The sequence below is a fragment of the Actinopolymorpha pittospori genome, from assembly GCF_014873875.1.
GTDB lineage: Bacteria > Actinomycetota > Actinomycetes > Propionibacteriales > Actinopolymorphaceae > Actinopolymorpha > Actinopolymorpha pittospori.
This window is the reverse complement of sequence record NZ_JADBEM010000001.1, coordinates 4,324,279-4,339,672: the sequence shown is the minus strand read 5'-3', so window position 1 is coordinate 4,339,672 and position 15,394 is coordinate 4,324,279. Positions and strand designations below refer to the sequence as shown.

Here is a 15,394-nt window from a genome sequence, read left to right as displayed (position 1 = left end):
GGACGAAGCGTCGAAGCGCTCCGACGGACGCGGCTTCCATGGGGCTGATGACACCGGAGGCGAAGACACAGCTCACTGGCGACGCGCATCAGGTCGATCGCGCGCCGCGATGTCAGGAGGAGCTGCCGAGGCATATTCCTACTATTCCGGTAGGAACGCCAGACAAACAGCCCCGTCCCAGGCATTGGACACGATGACCGCCTGGCACCCGCCCCGACCCAGGCGGAGAGGGTGCCGGCGTACGTCATCGTGGATCCGGTCAACCTCGGCCGTCCCCCGCGGCAGGAGCGCGCAGCATCTGGAAGCAGGTCTCGCGGCGCAGCCGGAGTCCGAGCGCTTCGTAGAGACGCACGGCACCGGCGTTGGAGGCGGCGGCGTGCAGGAACGGCGTCTCGCCGCGGGCCAGGATGCCCGCCGCGACCGCCCGGACCAGCCGGCCGGCCAGGCCGCGACCACGGTAGGCCTCGTCGGTGCAGACGGCGCTGATCTCGGTCCAGCCGGGCGGGTGCATCCGCTCCCCCGCCATCGCCACGAGCCGCCCGCCGTCGCGGACACCGAGGTAGGTACCGAGTGCGATGGTGTCGGTGCGGAAGGGGCCGGGTTGGGTACGCGCCACCAGGTCGAGCATCTCGGGTACGTCGTCGCGCCCGAGCCGCACCGCCTCGGGGTCGGGGGCCGCGGCGATCCCCGCGTCGACCATCTGGACGCCGCCGAGCCGCATCGCGACCTCCCAGCCGGTGGGCGGCTCGAGCGGGGCAGCGGAGGTGAGCGTCACGTCACCGCCTGGTCCGGCGAGTGCGGCGAGATCGGCCCAGTCGACCTGGGTGGGTTCGCCAGGTATCGCGTAGAACGGCGCGACGTCGTGCGGGTACCGAACCACCCGGCCCTTGGTCTCCGCGAGGTGGGAGTGCGGGCCGGTGAGCGCCGCGTACACGGGGTTGTCCAGTGGGTGAGCGTCTCCCTCGAGTGCCGACGTCACCGCCCACCCGCCTCGTCCGGGGCGGGTGGGGCGGGTTCGCATCCGGGGTGCGGGTTCACGAGGCCTTCCTTCTGCCGATGGCTGGTCGCTCCAGTGGTGTGAGACCGAGGTGGTCGCGCAGCGTCGTACCGGTGTAGTCGGTTCGGAAGACGCCGCGTTCCTGCAGCAGGGGCACGACCTTGTCGGCGAACTCGTCCAGTCCCGACGGCGTGATGTGCGGGACAAGGATGAACCCGTCGCTCGCGTCCTGCTGGACGAACTCGTCGATCGACTCGGCGACCGTCTCGGGCGAACCGACGAACGTCTGCCGCCCGCTCACCTCGATCATCAACTCCCGGATGGAGAGTTTCTTCTCCGCGGCGACCTCTCGCCACTGCCGCGCCGTCTCCACCGGATCACGGTACATCCGCACGCTGGCCCGGCCACGGGCGACGGTGTTCTCACCGAGTAGCGGGTCGACCTCGGGGAGTGGGCCGTCCGGGTCGTAGTCGGACAGGTCGCGGTTCCACACCTGCTCGAGGAACTGGATCGCCGTCGCCCCACTGACCTGCTGACGGCGTACGACGTCGGCGTACTCCCGCGCCTCCGCGTCGGTGTCACCGAGCACGAACGTCGCGGCCGGCAGGATGACGAGCTGCTCGGGGCGGCGGTGGTACTTCGCCAACCTGCCCTTGACATCGGCGTAGAACGCCCTGCCCGCGTCCAGGGTCGCGTGCCGGGTGAAGATCGCGTCGGCGGTGGCGGCCGCGAACTCGCGCCCCTCCTCGGAGTCCCCGGCCTGGAAGATCACCGGCCGGCCCTGCGGGCTGCGCGGCACGTTGAACTGGCCCCGGATGTCGAAGTGCGCGTCGTGGTGTTCGAAGGAGCCGGCGTTCGGGTCGGCGAGGAAGACGCCCGAGCGTTTGTCGGCCACGATCTCGTCACCGCGCCAGGAGTCGAAGAGCTCCCAGGTCGTCCGCATGAACCGTTCGGCGCGGTCGTAGCGCTGGTCCTGCGGCAGGAAGCCGCCTCGGCGGAAGTTCTCACCCGTGAACGCGTCCCAGGAGGTGACGACGTTCCACGCGGCCCGGCCCGCCGAGAGGTGGTCGAGGGTCGCGAACTGCCGGGCCACCTCGTACGGCTCGTTGAACGTCGAGTTGATCGTGCCGGCGAGCCCGAGCCGCTCGGTGACCGCCGCGAGCGCGGCGAGGATCGTGAAGGTGTCGGGCCGTCCGACCACGTCGAGGTCGTAGATCCTCCCGCCCTGCTCACGCAGGCGAAGGCCCTCGGCCAGGAAGAGGAAGTCGAACTTCGCGCGTTCGGCCGTCCGCGCGAAGTGGGCGAACGACTCGAACTCGATGTGGCTGCCCGAACGAGGGTCGCTCCACACCGTCGTGTTGTTCACGCCCGGGAAGTGGGCGGCCAGATGGACCTGCTTGCGCGGCTTGCTCATCGTGACGTCCTCGATCCGGAGGCGACGGCGTAGCGGTTGGCGGGACGGGCGAGGCCGAGCAGGCCCCGTAGCGTGGGCGCGTCGTAGTCGTGCCGGAAGGCGCCGCGCCGACGTAGCTCGGGTACGAGCCCGCGGGTGATCGCCTCCAGGTCGTGCGGGATCGTCCCGGGACGCAGCCGGAAGCCGGTCAACCCGGCCCGGTGGTACTCGAGCAGCAGGTCGGCGAGCGTTTCCGGCGTACCCGTGAAGACCGGCGCGTCGAAGCTCACCGGGGCTCCGGCGAGCTGGTCCAGCCTGGCCCGCCGGTCCGCGGCCCGCGCGGGGTCGGTGTCGAGGAAGACGACCAGGTCAGCGAAGACGTGTAGGCCTTCGCCCTCCCGGCCGGCCGCGGCCTGCTCCTCGCGAACCTCCGCCACGATCCCGCCCGCCCGCTCGACGTCGTTGGGCGTCGCGAAGACGATGTCGGCCGCACGCGCGGCGAGGCGGTAGCCGACGCTGCCGTGCGCGAGCGCCGTGACCAACGGCTGTCCCTGCGGTGGGCGCGATGTGATCGAGGGGCCCTTGACGCTGAACCAGCGGCCCTCGAAGTCGATGTAGTGCAGCTTGTCGCGATCGACGAACCGACCCGTGGCGGTGTCGCGGATCTCGGCGTCGTCCTCCCAGGAGTCCCAGAGTCGGCGTACGACGTCGACGTAGTCGGCGGCCTCGTCGAACAGGTCGTTCGTCGGCTCGTGGAGGTCCCGTCGCCCGAACTCCGCGGCCTCACGTTCACTGGCGGAGACCCTGACCCGCCAACCCGCACGGCCGGAGGTGACGTAGTCCAGGGTGGCGATGGCCTTGGACAGGTGGAACGGCTCGGTGTGGGTGACGGTCGCGGTCGGCACGATCCCGATGCCGCGCGTCCGCGGCGCGACCCGAGCGGCGAGCAGTACGGCATCGAGCCGTCCGGCCACCCGGTCGGGGCGCACGGGCATGTCGGAGTCCGGGAGGGAGGTCGCGGTCACGGGAGTGGTCGCCTGGGACGTCGCCACGGAGAACGAGTCCTCGAACGTCACGAAGTCCAGGGCGGCCGACTGGGCTTCGAGCACCAGGTCGGTCCAGTACGCGGGACTGAACAGTTCGTCGCTGCGGGCCTCGGGTTCCCGCCACGCGGCGGGATGCCAGCCGGCGCCCTCCAGCGCCACGGCGAGATGCGGTACGGACGATGCCGCCATCAGCTCTCCTCTCCTGGAGCGTCCTTCGGGCGGTCGCCGGCGAGGCGGGCAGGCGGTTGCCGCGCCCACCGCGGCACGTTCTTGTGCCAACCCATGGGCACCGCCCGGTATTCCGGCCGAGCCGGTAGGAATGTCCGCCCACGAACCGTCCACACCATGGACGACCGCTTGGTCGATTCGATTCCTAGTTGAAAAGTAGGGATAGTTTCGACGATCAGGTACGCGCGCCGCGGGAATCTCGGGCGCGGGTTCCCAGTTGTCAGCTGAATCGGGCATACGCCGGGCCACGGCGTCCTGGGCGTGGAAGGGGCCACGACATGCCAGTCGATCCGGAGCCGGTCGGTCCGGACACGCCCCTGGTCATCTGTCTCATCGGAATCGGACCGCGGGGCACGTCCGTTCTCGAACGCCTCGTGGCCAACCTCGACGACCTGGAAAGCGACCGGCGGGTGGAGGTCCACCTGGTCGATCCCTTCCCGCCCGGCGCCGGACGCGTCTGGCGCGACGACCAGCCGGCACTGCTCTGGATGAACTCCACCCTCGCCGACGTCACCACATTCCCGGACGAGTCGGTCCGGTGCGCGGGTCCGGTCGTGGGTGGCCCGTCGTTGTGGGAGTGGACGAGGGACGTCGCGCGGCTCCTTCCGGCCGACGACCCGGTAGGGGTGGAGGCGCGCCGGCTGGGTCCGCTGTCCTTCGCCACCCGTCGGCTGCAGAGCGCCTACCTGCGCTGGGTCTTCGATCGCGTCCGGGCCTCGGTGCCCGACCGCGTCCGGATCACGGTGCACCCCACCCGGGCGCGTGACCTGACCAGCGACGTGTCGTCCGGCCGGCAGCTCGTGTGGCTGGACCACGAGGACGCACCCCTCACCGCCGACCGGGTGGTCCTCGCGCAAGGGCATCTTGACGGTGGTCCCACGGCCGAGGAGACGACCCTCGCGACCTTCGCCCGCCACCACGGCCTCGGCTACGTCTCGACGGGCTACACCGCCGACCTGCCCCTCGATCAGGTGCCTGCCGGCGAGACGGTGCTGGTACGCGGCCTGGGGCTCGCCTTCGTCGACTACATGGTGCTGCTCGCGGAAGGGCGTGGAGGGCGGTTCGAACGCCGTGGTGGTGAGCTGACGTACCTTCCGTCGGGCCGGGAACCTCTCCTGGTGGCCGGATCCGGGCGCGGTGTGCCCTACCACTCCAAGGTCGCCTACGCGATGGGTCCGCCGTCCGCGCCGAGGTTCTTCACCCTCGAGGCCTGTCGACGGCTTCGTACCGAGCACGGCTCACTCGACTTCTGGGAGCACCTGTTCCCCCTGATGTGCAAGGAGATCGGCTGGGCCTACTACCGCGAGCTCTTCACCGCGCATCCGGAACGGGTCAACCTGACGTGGGCCGACTTCTCGGCGAAGTACGCCGAGCTGTCCTGGGAGGACGACGAACTGACCGAGTTGGTCGCGGCGTCCGTCCCCAAGCACAACGACCGGCTGGACTTCACCAGCCTTGACCAGCCGCTGTCCGGACAGAGGTTCCCGGACCACGAGGTGTTCCAGGACTGGATGCGCGACTACATCCGCGCGGACATCGACCGGCGCGCCGACCACTACCACAGCGCCGACGGTGCCGCGTTCGTGGCGATGTTGGTGGTTTACGGCACCCTCGCTGCGGTACTGGCCCAAGGGGGTGTCTCCGCCCGCGCGGAGGTCGTCGACATCGACCGGTGGTGGCACGGCTTCTTCAGCTACTTCGCCAGCGGCCCGCCCGGCGAACGGCTCGAGGAGCTCCTCGCCCTCTCCCGTGCCGGGATCGTCCGCTTCCTCGGCGCGGACATGCTCGTGGACAGCGACCCACGCGGCGTCTTCGTGGGCTCGAGCTCGTCGGTGCCCGAACCAGTCGAGGCGCGCTGGCTGATCGAGGCGCGGCTCCCCCGCCCCGACGTGACCCGCACCACCGACACGGTCGTCCGAAACCTGCTGGCCCGGGGCGCCGCGACCGAGCACGTCCTGACCGACCCGAGCGGCAGGGACTGGCACTCCGGCAAACTCCGGGTGCAGCGCAGCGACTTCCGGATCATCCGCCCGGACGGCACACCCGACCCGGACCGGTTCGCGGCGGGGTACTGGGTGGCGGGTGCGATCGGCGCGGGCGCCTTCCCGCGGCCTCGGCTCAACGCACCGTTCTTCCGCCAGAACGACGCCCTCGCCCGGGCCGCGCTCGGGATCAGCGAATCCTCCTGACGCTCAGCCCTCGCGACGACAGCCTTCCGGGATGGCTGTCGACACCCCGATCGGCACCGCCAGCCGGCGGCAGTCCTGCCCACCCCGCACGGCTCGGCCGGACAGCAGGACAAGTCCGGCCATCTCGTCGAGGTCGACGTTGAGCGTGTCGCCGGCGTGGGTGAGGCCGGACACACCTCCGTCGGCGGACGGGAGCCGGACGAACAACGGCTCGCCGTCATCGGCGCGGTACCCGTTGCGGAGCCAGACGAAGTCGATCAGGTTGACCGCCCCGAACATCGAAGGCCGGACTCCCGTGCCCACGGGGCCGCCCGGCGGATCGTCGTACACCTCGGCGAACATGCCCGCGCGCACGATGTCCCGGACGTTCGCCTGGACAAAGACGTCCGCCTGCTCGGTCAGGCCGGATTCCAGGAGACCGTAGGCCGTGAAGGTCACGTCCGGCGCCTTCACGTCCGGGAAACCCCAGCCGGCCAGAGTGGCGGTCGGGTCGAAGCCAGCGAGGAAGCGGTCCCGTAGGAGGCGGCTTTCGCCCTCGGGCAGGTTCCGCAGGTGGAGGCCGGTGCACACCCACAGGGTGTTGCCGGCGCTGTCGGCATGGCTGCCGTCGAGATAGTGGTACTGCAGCGTCCGGTTCGTGCCCGTCGTCGGGAAGAACCAGGTCAGGTAGTCGCGGGTGAGGTCGGCGGCGTGCCGACGCCAGAAGGCGATGTCCGCATCGGCACCCACGGCGGCGGCGATGCGCTCGGCGTAGCCGAAGTCGATGATCAGGGACGCCACGAACTCCGCGTCCCGCTCGTCGGGGATGTCGTGGTCGCCGAAGATCCAACGCGGATTCGCCTCCGCCCACAGGAGATAGCGGCGCAGATCCGCGTAGATCGCGGCCAACCTCCCCTGGTCACCGGTGACGGAAGAGAGGATCCAGGCGGTCTGGGCCTTGCGGCTCGGGAGGCTCTCACCGCCGAGCTTTCCGCTCTCGTCCACCAGAGACATCAGGCCCTGGAAGGCTCCCCACGCCGCATCGGCGTCGAGGTAGGCGAGGTACTGGATCCCGAGCAGGCTGTCCCAGCTCGCCGACGGCCGCGAGCCCGGCGCGCCGAAGTTCCACATCGACGGCTTTCCGGTCGCCACCTGCGGGTACGAGAAACCGACCTCGGGGCCGGCAGGCAGCAGGTTGGCCGCGAGAAAGTGCCATGCCCGGTAGTAGGTAGAAGCGACGTCCTCCGCTGTCACGCCGTCCGCCGCGACAGCGGGAAGGGCGAAGTCCCGTGGGTGGGGTACGCGCGCGAGGACGGAGTTCCAGTAGTCCCGCCAACGCCGCAGGTCCCTGCCCGCGACAGCGGGCTCGGACGCGGCGAGCGCCCGGGCCACGGAGACTCCAGGATCCTCGCCACGGTAGACGAAGCCGACGCCGACGACGGTGGTGTCCCGGGCCGGGGCTCGGACGCTCCAGTACCCGGACGGCGGCGCCGGCGAGACCGTCGGGCCGCCCGCTCGCAGGTCGGTCTCACTCGCGAAGAACTCCACCGTCCGGCGGGCTCCGACGCAGATCGAGTAGCTGAACGTGTCCGTGCTGACCGTCAGCACACCGCGGTCCGGCTCGTGGGAGACCTGGCCGACGTAGCGTCCGGCCAGCTGCAGGGACGCCCCGCCGACGCCCAGCCCGTCCACGGTGAGGACCCGGGTGAGGCTCCCGGCGTCGTGGAACTGGTCCCGCCCCCGGACGGCACCCCCTCCGGCGTAGCTGGCCGAGAACTCCAGCGCCTCGGGCCGCCAGGTGGTGGAGAACCGCTCCGCCGGCTCGAGCCAGGACGTCGGCTGCCCCTGGACCGTGATCCGGTCCACGACCAGTGGAGCGTTCTTCTGCACCACGAACAGCCGCAGGGAGAACGTCTGGACACCGGACCAGCCGGTCGCCTTGGTGAGGTCGTAGCTGAACGAGCCAGCGCCTGAGGTGTCGCCCTGCAGCACGGTGTCGACCGGGGCGGACCCGTCGTTGACCTTCAGTGCCCAGGCCCCGGCGACGCTCGGCACCTCGATCGTCACCACCGGGAAGGCGTCCACGTCGACGGTCAGGGTGTGCGACAGGGCGCCCCAGGCGTTCGGCGCGTCGTCCGGAAGCACCATCGTCAGCCGCGAGTCGACGACCTGCGCCGACACGCCTGGCTCGGCCTCCCACTCGGGTGCGAGCTCGTCGAAGTCGTCGTCGAAGGCGACCGGCGGCGGCTCGGGGTGCGGCTCCCCTGGTGGCCGCCGGAAGAGCATGAGCATGGAGGGCACGCGGTTCGCCTCGTCGTGTGCGTAGTACCCAGCCGAGAGCGGAAGCTCGGGTCCGCTGTTCTGGACGACCTCACTGGTGGTCTGGTTGAAGTCGTACGGATTGGCGACGATGCGACTCATCGGGACCGAGAGCCAGCGCGGTTGTCCGGGGCCGGTGACCGCGAGGAGATCGGTGGTCGGTTTCGTGATCCCTCGCGCCAATGTCGCCGGTCCCGCAGCGGCGGCCCGACCTGCGTGGCCGGGAAGCGCGGCCAGGGCGGCCGCGCCGGCGACGCCGCCCAGCAGTGCCCTACGACTGTGGATGTCGCCGCGCCCGGGGGTGGGCTCGGGTGCGATCACGATGGGATCCTCCAGCCGTCTCGGGGCCGCGCCGGGCGCGTCACCGAGTCATCGGGATTCGTCAACCTGGCAAGGGAAATCGCCCCACCCTAGGATCACCAACGCCCACTCAGAACCGTTGCGTCCGTCATAGGCCAGCCACCCGCTCGACCTACGGCCGGAGTCGGGCGGTCCTGACGGCGACGCAGGACTGTCCGCCGATAGGTTTACATCGGACCACCTCTCGCCTATTTTGTTTACGGGGCCGTACCGTTAACAAACTGGGGGTTGAGATGCGGACGACGGATGTCCTGGTGGTCGGCGCGGGCCCGACCGGGCTCGCGTTGGCCTGCGGCCTGCTGTCGCAGGGCGTCTCGGTGCGCGTGGTGGACCGGTCGGCCGGACCCGCCGCCACGTCGAGGGCGAACTTCCTGCACGCCCGCGGCTCGGAAGTACTGAGCCGGCTGGGAGCGCTGGGCACGCTGCCGAGCGAGGCATTGAAGGCGATGACGATCACGACGTACGTGGGGAACCGCCCGGTGGCAAGGCTGCGGTTCGGTGACGTCGGCATGAGGACCGCCGCTCCCCCGATGCTGATCTCGCAGGCCCGGGTCGAGGCGGCGCTGAGAGCCCGGCTGGCCACACTGGGCGGTCAGCCCGAATGGGCCACCCCGCTGCTCGACGCCAGCCAGGACGCGGACGGAGTCACCGCCGTCGTCGGTGACGGGCAACCGGTACGAGCCCGCTGGCTGGTCGGCTGCGACGGCACCGCCAGCACCACCCGAGAGCTCTCCGGCATCGGGTTCCCGGGCGCGCGGGTCAGCGAGCGGTTCCTGCTGGCCGACGTCCACCTGAACTGGGATCTCGACCGAACCGGGACGACCGGGTGGGTCCATCCCGACGGGATGGTCGGCGCGATGCCGATGCCGATACCCGAACCGGGCGGCCCGGACGACCTGTGGCGGATCCTCGCCTACGACCCGGGAGAACACGACGGGAAGCCCACGGAGCGGCAGATCCTCGATCGCGTCCACGAGATCCTTTCGCAACGGACCGGACACTCGACAGGACCGATCCGGGACGCGACCTGGGCGTCGGCGTTCAGCGCGCACCGCAGACTGGCGGACAGCTACCGACGTGGCCGGATGCTGCTGGCCGGCGACGCGGCCCACGCGCATGCGCCCTTCGGCGGACAGGGCATGCTCACCGGTATCGGCGACGCCGAGAACCTCGCCTGGAAACTCGCACTCGTCGTGTCCGGCCAGGCACGCGAGTCTCTACTGGACACCTACCAGTCCGAACGCCGCCCGCTCGCGGCCAAGGTGCTGCGCGGCAGCACCGCGACCACTCGGGTGAACATCACCAGTGGCCCCGTCGGTCGGTTCCTCCGGGACCGGATCGTGGTTCCTCTCCTCAACGTCTCCGCGATCCAGCGATGGGCGACCTACTCGACGTCACAGTTGTGGGTCAGCTACCGGCGCGGACCACTCGCCGACAGCGGACGACGCGGCGGATTGCCCAGCGGGTTGCCCAGAGGATGGCCCAGACGACGGCCGCGGGCCGGGGACCGGATCGCGGACCTGGCCTGTCTGCGCGCGGACGGCACGCCGTCCCGCCTGCACACCGAACTCGGCACGCACTGGGCGCTCCTCGTCCCCGCCGGAGCCGCGGACGGTTGCCTCGCCACGGCGCGCCGGTGGTTGGGAGAGCGCGTGACACCGCTACGCCGCGGCTCCGGTTCACCAGGCACGGGGGGACTGGACGACACGGAACCGGACGACGTGGGACTGGGCGACGTGGGGTTGGATGACGTGGTGCTCGTACGACCGGACGCCCACGTGACGTGGCGCGGCGAGGCCGACTCCGCCGGTCTGGATCGGTGGCTGCGGAACGCACTGGTGGAGGAACGGCCGACCCGATGACCGAAGCGAACCCCGACACCGCCCCCGCGCCGCGCGGTCGCGGCCGGCCCCGCGATCCGGAGGTCGAGGACGCGATCCTGCGGGCAGCGCTGGAGCTCTTCCTCGAACGCGGTGTGGACGGGGCGAGCATCGAGCAGATCGCCAAGCGGGCCGGAGTGGGCAAGCTCACGGTCTACCGCCGCTGGTCCACCAAGGAGGACCTGCTCGTCCAGGCGATCGAGTCACTGGTGAACGATGAGGACCGGTGGCCGACGAACGACGAGATCGAGACCGTCTCGCCCCACGAGCTCATCGAGCGCGCCCTACCGTCGGCAGCCGAGGCGGCGGCCAGTCCGGAGTTCCGCGCGCTCGTCTCCCGGGTGCTGGGCTCGGCGGTCAGCAATCCGGCGTTGTTGGCGACGTACTGGAAGCACAACATCCTGCCGCGGCGGAGGCTGACCAGCGCGTTGCTGGAGCGGGCGAAGGCGATCGGCACGGTGCCGGAAAACGCGGACCTGGACGTGCTGACCGACATGATGGCCGGCGCCGTCACCTACCGCGTATTCCAGCCCGATCCGCCCGACGCCGCCGAGATGCGGCGCTACCTTCGAGCGCTGTACCGCCAGGCGGGGCTGCTCCCCCGCTGAGCCACGCCGGCGGTACAGGCCGTGTCCAGAAGACTGCCTAGCCCCAGACCTGGTAGGTGTCGACGTTCAGCCAGGTGGTGACGCGCGGCCGCTCGCGGTTGTCGTACGGCTCACCGCTGTAGTGCTTCGACAGCCGGTCGATGGCGACCAGGTCGGTGTCGTCCTCGAACGTCACCGTCCCCTGCACGGTCACGGTGCGGTACCACGACTCGCCGTCCAGCACGGTCAGGGTCACGTGCGGGTTGGCACGCATGTGCTCCAGACGCTTGCGGCCGGCGTCGAGGTTGAGCAGAACGCGACCGTCGTCCCAGAGGTACCACGTCGCCGCCGAGACCGGCGTACCGTCCGCGCGCACGGTGGCCATGACCGCCGGGTTGGGCCTTTTCAGCATTTCGACAACGTCAGCGGGGATCGGCGGCTTGGGCACGAGTACTCCTTCGTCCGGGGGAACGTCGCCACTGTAGGGGGCGTGGTCCCCGGCCAGGGACGGGACCCGGGAGATCGATCAGCTCGTGAGACCGGACTGGTAGGCGAAGACGACGAGCTGTGCCCGGTCACGCGCGGCCAACTTCGTCATGGCCCGGCTGACATGGGTACGGGCGGTCGCGGGGCTGACCACGAGGCGTTCGGCGATCTCGTCGTTGCTGAGCCCCTCCCCGACCAGTCCGACGACCTCGCGCTCACGGTCGGTGAGCGAGTCGAGTCGGGGATGCGGCTTCACCGTCCGCACCGACCGGGCCGCGAACTCCCGGACCACCCGGCGGGTCACCGACGGTGAGAGCAGGGCTCCGCCGTCGGCCACGAGCCGGATCGCCTGGAGCAGTTCGGCCGGCTTGGTGTCCTTCAACAGGAAGCCGCTGGCGCCGTGACGCAGGGCGTCGAAGACGTACTCGTCCAGCTCGAACGTCGTCAGCACGATGACCCTGGTGTCGGCGAGGTCGGGGTCGGCACCGATCCGGCGCGTCGCCTCGAGTCCGTCGACACCGGGCATCCGGATGTCCATCAGGACGATGTCGGGGCGGTGTTCCTTCGCCGCAGCGACCGCGGCCAGGCCGTCGCCCGCCTCTCCGGCGAACCGCAGACCGTCCTCGTTCTCGACCAGGGTGCGGAGTCCGAGGCGGACGAGGTCCTGGTCGTCGACGATGAGTACCGAGATCACGAGCGGTCCCCCGTTGTCGTGTGGTCGCCGGACGGAAGCTCGCCGGCGTCGGACGTTGCGCCGGCGTGGGACCTCTCTCCGGCGTGGGACGTCTCGTCGGCCTCGGAGGTCTCCTCGTCGTAGGGGATCTCCTCGGCCACCGGAATGGTGGCGCAGACCTCGAAGAGACCCCGCGACGACCGCCCGGCACTGAACTCACCACCCAGGGAGGTCACGCGTTGCCGCATCCCCGGAATGCCGAGGCCGTCCTCCCGGGCCCACACCGCGTCGGCGGGATTGGAGATCGCGAGCGTCACGCCGCCAGTCTCGTAACCGATCCGCACGGTCGCAACCTTCGTCTGGCCGTGCCGGAGTACGTTCGTCAACGATTCCTGGACGACGCGGTAGGCCGCCAGGTCGGCGGCCGGCGGGAGGCGACGCCGACGTCCGGTGACGTCGACTTCGACGACCAGCCCCGCCTCGCTCATGCGCTGGCGCAGGTCCTCGATCCGGCCGAGCCCGGGCGCGGGTGCGCGCGGGGACTCGACGTCGGTTCGCCGGACGACCGCCAACGTGGCCCGGAGTTCGTCCAGCGCCTCGGTACTCGTACGGCTGATGGCGTCGAGTGCGGCCTCGGCCTGTTCAGGCTTCTTCGCCAGCAGGTGGAGGGCGACGTCTGCCTGCATCTTGATCGCCGCGAGGCCATGGCCCACGACGTCGTGCACCTCCTGGGCGACCCGCAGGCGCTCGTCCAGGACATGCTGACGGACCGCCTCCGCCCTGGTCCGCTCGGCGTACTCCCTGCGCGCCCGAACGCTGACGCCGACCGCGCACGGCACCACCACCCACGCCGAGCCGGGGATGACACCGAGCAGCCCGGGAAGGGCGGCGTCGTTGGTGAACACGTGCAGCAACAAGACCGCCAGCGCCGCGGCGCACGACGGCAGCGCCCGGCGGAGGGGGAGGTAGCGGGCGACCGTGTAGACCGCGACGAGGAACGCGACCATGATCGGGCCGTAGGGGTAGCCGACCACGAGGTACGCCGAGGTCAGCGTCGCGGTGACCGCCAGGGCCAGCAGTGGCCACTGCCGTCGGAGGGTCAGGGCGAGAGCGGCACCCACCATCATCGCGAACCCCTGGACGTCGATCGGCCGCTCCTGCTGCAGGTAGGGCGCGGCGGCCCACGTCCAGACGGTCGCGACCACGGCGAGGCCGACCGCGAAGGCGGCGTCCCTGCGCAGCGACGTCGACACCGTCATGTGCCCACCCTCCTCCGGCCATACCGAAAGCGTCCGGCACGAGCGGGCCGCCGACATCGGTCCGGAAGCGACCCCGCCACTACGTCACCCGACGTAGGCCGGGTCCCGCGAAACGACGGCACTGACACGGGCGCTCGGCGTCCCCCTACGTGGGCGAGCGTAGCTGTGATGTCGCACCCGACCGGACGCTCGACGCGCGGAAACCCGGGACCGTGAGGTGGGCGTCCGGAGCGGATCCGGAGCCGACGGCACCGAACCGGGAGGGTGGGACGTGAACCAGCCGGAGCGTTCGCGAAGGAACGGCGGCCGGGGGCGGCGCGTGTCGCCTTCGACGTACAGGTTCCTGGTCGCCGTGCACCTCATCGTCTCCGTCGCCTGGCTCGGCATCGTGGCCGCCAAGTTGGTCCTCGGAATCGCGGCGGTCTCCTCGGTCGCCACCGTGGTGGCGATGGCGAGGTTCACCGCGATGGACGTGCTGAACATCGCCTTTCGCCCACTCGCGGTCGCGACGGTGGTCACCGGCGTGGCCCTGTCGCTGGGAACGAAGTGGGGCCTGCTGCGGCACTACTGGGTGGCGACGAAGCTGGCACTGACCGTGGGTGTGATCGGGACCGCGGTCCTGCTCGCCGACCGGCTCGCCCAGGCCGCCCAGGCCGCAACTGGAACGACCAGGGGTTCGGCCGGCGCCGTGGCCGGCGGTGACCCGATCCTGGACCTCGCGACAGCACCGACGACCCTCCTGCTCGGCCTGTCTGTGGCGCACCTCGCGATGCTCGTCCTCGCCACGGTCCTCTCGGTCTACAAGCCGTGGGGAAAGACACGGCTCGGCCGGTGGCCTACGGAGCTGCCGGCACCGCGGGGGTCGCTCGACGTGGGTGGTGCGGAGCGCCCGAGCAGGGGCGCGTCCTCACTGGTCCCCTGACCTTCCACGGCCGGGTGCGCCCGCCGCGACCGTGTCCGCGGCCGCGTCCGCGTCCACGTCCGCGGCGACCTTGCGGCGACCGGTGCGGCGAGGGGTGCGGCGAGGGGTGCGGCGGGTCAGGAAAACGCCGATCAGGCACAACACGCCACCGCCCAGGGCGAGGGTGGCCGGAGTCTCGCCGAGCAGGACCCAGCCGAGCAGGACGGCGATCGGCGGGACGAGGTAGGTCGTCGCGCCCATCCGGCCGGCACTCGTCCTGGACAGCGCGTACGCCCACGTGGTGAACGCCAGTGCCGTCGGGAAGGCGCCGAGGAACACGACCCAGGCGAGCATGGACGGCGGAGCGGCAGCCGCCTCGCGGACCAGGCTCGGACCGAACGGCAGGCAGCTCACGGCTCCGATCGTGGCGGCCAGCCAGGTGACCTGCAGCGCCGGCAGCCGGGTCAGCAGCGGTTTCTGGGCCACCACCGCCACGGCGTACGCGACCGCGGCGACGACGCAGAGCAGGACACCCACCGCGTCCGCGCTCGCGTCCACCGAGGTCGCCAGACCGATCACCACGACGCCGGCGAAGGCGACCGCGCTGCCCAGCAGGAGGGACCGCGGGAATCCCTCCCCCAGGAAGGCCCCGGCCAGGACCGCGAGCAGGATCGGCCCGACGTTGACCACCATCGCGGCGGTGCCGGCGTCCACCCGCTGTTCGCCGGCATTCAGGGCGATGTTGTAGATACCGAACCACAGCACGCCGACGACCACCAGCCGCGGCCACATCGCCCGCGGTGGCCAGGCGGGCCGGCGTACCAGCATGAAGGCGCCCAGGACGAGACTGCCGACCACCAGCCGACCCAGCGACAGCGCGCCGGGCGAGAACGCCGTGCCCACGTGCCGGATCGCGACGAACGCCGCCGCCCACAGGAGCTCGGTCGTCGCCGCCGCGGCGATCGGGAGGTAGCCGGCGTGACCGGCAGGAGCGTCGGCCGGACCACCTGCGGGAACGCCTGCGGGAATCTCGGAGGGAGCCTGTCGTCGGAGGATGCCTGGAGAACGCACCGGCACACCCTAGGCGTCGGATCGTT

12 protein-coding genes are annotated in these 15,394 nt (G+C 71.0%); 4 read left to right on the top strand and 8 right to left on the bottom strand.

From position 1 onward, the window contains the following. Positions 1-259: 259 nt before the first annotated feature. From HEB94_RS20480 to HEB94_RS20470, 3 genes are read right to left on the bottom strand one after another with little or no spacing between them, the layout of a single operon-like run. Positions 260-979, bottom strand: a complete 720-nt coding sequence (locus tag HEB94_RS20480; protein WP_337917850.1) for a GNAT family N-acetyltransferase — start codon at positions 977-979, stop codon at positions 260-262. 55 nt (positions 980-1,034) lie between these two features. Continuing rightward, the gene (locus tag HEB94_RS20475) at positions 1,035-2,411 is read right to left on the bottom strand and encodes an NtaA/DmoA family FMN-dependent monooxygenase (RefSeq protein ID WP_192751392.1); all 1,377 of its coding nucleotides are present in this window, start codon (positions 2,409-2,411) and stop codon (positions 1,035-1,037) included. Then, positions 2,408-3,625, bottom strand: coding sequence for an LLM class flavin-dependent oxidoreductase (locus HEB94_RS20470; protein WP_192751391.1), 1,218 nt, complete (start codon positions 3,623-3,625; stop codon positions 2,408-2,410). The genes HEB94_RS20475 and HEB94_RS20470 overlap by 4 nt, the downstream gene beginning before the upstream one ends. A gap of 317 nt (positions 3,626-3,942) precedes the next feature. Here HEB94_RS20470 and HEB94_RS20465 point away from each other — a divergent pair, with 317 nt between their 5' ends. After that, positions 3,943-5,853: an FAD/NAD(P)-binding protein gene (locus HEB94_RS20465; protein ID WP_192751390.1), complete on the top strand. Its 1,911-nt coding sequence runs from the start codon at positions 3,943-3,945 to the stop codon at positions 5,851-5,853. Positions 5,854-5,856: 3 nt separating this feature from the next. Here the strand turns inward: HEB94_RS20465 and HEB94_RS20460 are convergent, their stop codons facing one another. Further along, positions 5,857-8,472, bottom strand: a complete 2,616-nt coding sequence (locus HEB94_RS20460; RefSeq protein ID WP_192751389.1) for a hypothetical protein — start codon at positions 8,470-8,472, stop codon at positions 5,857-5,859. 272 nt (positions 8,473-8,744) lie between these two features. Here HEB94_RS20460 and HEB94_RS20455 point away from each other — a divergent pair, with 272 nt between their 5' ends. Beyond that, entirely contained in the window at positions 8,745-10,373 is a 1,629-nt protein-coding gene (locus tag HEB94_RS20455) for an FAD-dependent monooxygenase (protein ID WP_192751388.1), read from the top strand. Continuing rightward, positions 10,370-10,999: a TetR/AcrR family transcriptional regulator gene (locus tag HEB94_RS20450; RefSeq protein WP_192751387.1), complete on the top strand. Its 630-nt coding sequence runs from the start codon at positions 10,370-10,372 to the stop codon at positions 10,997-10,999. Before HEB94_RS20455 ends, HEB94_RS20450 begins: the two co-directional genes overlap by 4 nt. 37 nt (positions 11,000-11,036) lie before the next feature. On the opposite strand, the gene HEB94_RS20445 is transcribed toward HEB94_RS20450, so the two are convergent. The 3 genes from HEB94_RS20445 to HEB94_RS20435 form a co-directional block, all read right to left on the bottom strand. Then, positions 11,037-11,426: a TIGR03618 family F420-dependent PPOX class oxidoreductase gene (locus HEB94_RS20445; RefSeq protein WP_192751386.1), complete on the bottom strand. Its 390-nt coding sequence runs from the start codon at positions 11,424-11,426 to the stop codon at positions 11,037-11,039. Between the two features lie 78 nt (positions 11,427-11,504). Further along, positions 11,505-12,158, bottom strand: coding sequence for a response regulator (locus HEB94_RS20440; RefSeq protein WP_192751385.1), 654 nt, complete (start codon positions 12,156-12,158; stop codon positions 11,505-11,507). Further along, positions 12,155-13,396: a sensor histidine kinase gene (locus tag HEB94_RS20435; protein ID WP_192751384.1), complete on the bottom strand. Its 1,242-nt coding sequence runs from the start codon at positions 13,394-13,396 to the stop codon at positions 12,155-12,157. The genes HEB94_RS20440 and HEB94_RS20435 overlap by 4 nt, the downstream gene beginning before the upstream one ends. Before the next feature lie 319 nt (positions 13,397-13,715). Between HEB94_RS20435 and HEB94_RS20430 the strand changes: the two genes are divergently transcribed. Beyond that, positions 13,716-14,318 (top strand): hypothetical protein, encoded by a 603-nt coding sequence (locus tag HEB94_RS20430; RefSeq protein ID WP_192751383.1) that lies wholly within the window; start codon positions 13,716-13,718, stop codon positions 14,316-14,318. Here the strand turns inward: HEB94_RS20430 and HEB94_RS53645 are convergent. Further along, positions 14,304-15,368 carry a DMT family transporter gene (locus tag HEB94_RS53645; RefSeq protein ID WP_337917849.1) on the bottom strand — a complete coding sequence of 355 codons (1,065 nt, stop codon included), beginning with the start codon at positions 15,366-15,368 and terminating at the stop codon, positions 14,304-14,306. The two genes, HEB94_RS20430 and HEB94_RS53645, sit on opposite strands and share 15 nt — an antisense overlap. Positions 15,369-15,394 lie beyond the last annotated feature (26 nt).

Bases quoted from the DNA above. Each gene is read 5' to 3' on its own strand.
- HEB94_RS20475 (WP_192751392.1), bottom strand. From the start codon at position 2,411: ATGAGCAAGCCGCGCAAGCAGGTCCATCTGGCCGCCCACTTCCCGGGC.
- HEB94_RS20470 (WP_192751391.1), bottom strand. From the start codon at position 3,625: ATGGCGGCATCGTCCGTACCGCATCTCGCCGTGGCGCTGGAGGGCGCC.
- HEB94_RS20465 (WP_192751390.1), top strand. From the start codon at position 3,943: ATGCCAGTCGATCCGGAGCCGGTCGGTCCGGACACGCCCCTGGTCATC.
- HEB94_RS20455 (WP_192751388.1), top strand. From the start codon at position 8,745: ATGCGGACGACGGATGTCCTGGTGGTCGGCGCGGGCCCGACCGGGCTC.
- HEB94_RS20450 (WP_192751387.1), top strand. From the start codon at position 10,370: ATGACCGAAGCGAACCCCGACACCGCCCCCGCGCCGCGCGGTCGCGGC.
- HEB94_RS20435 (WP_192751384.1), bottom strand. From the start codon at position 13,396: ATGACGGTGTCGACGTCGCTGCGCAGGGACGCCGCCTTCGCGGTCGGC.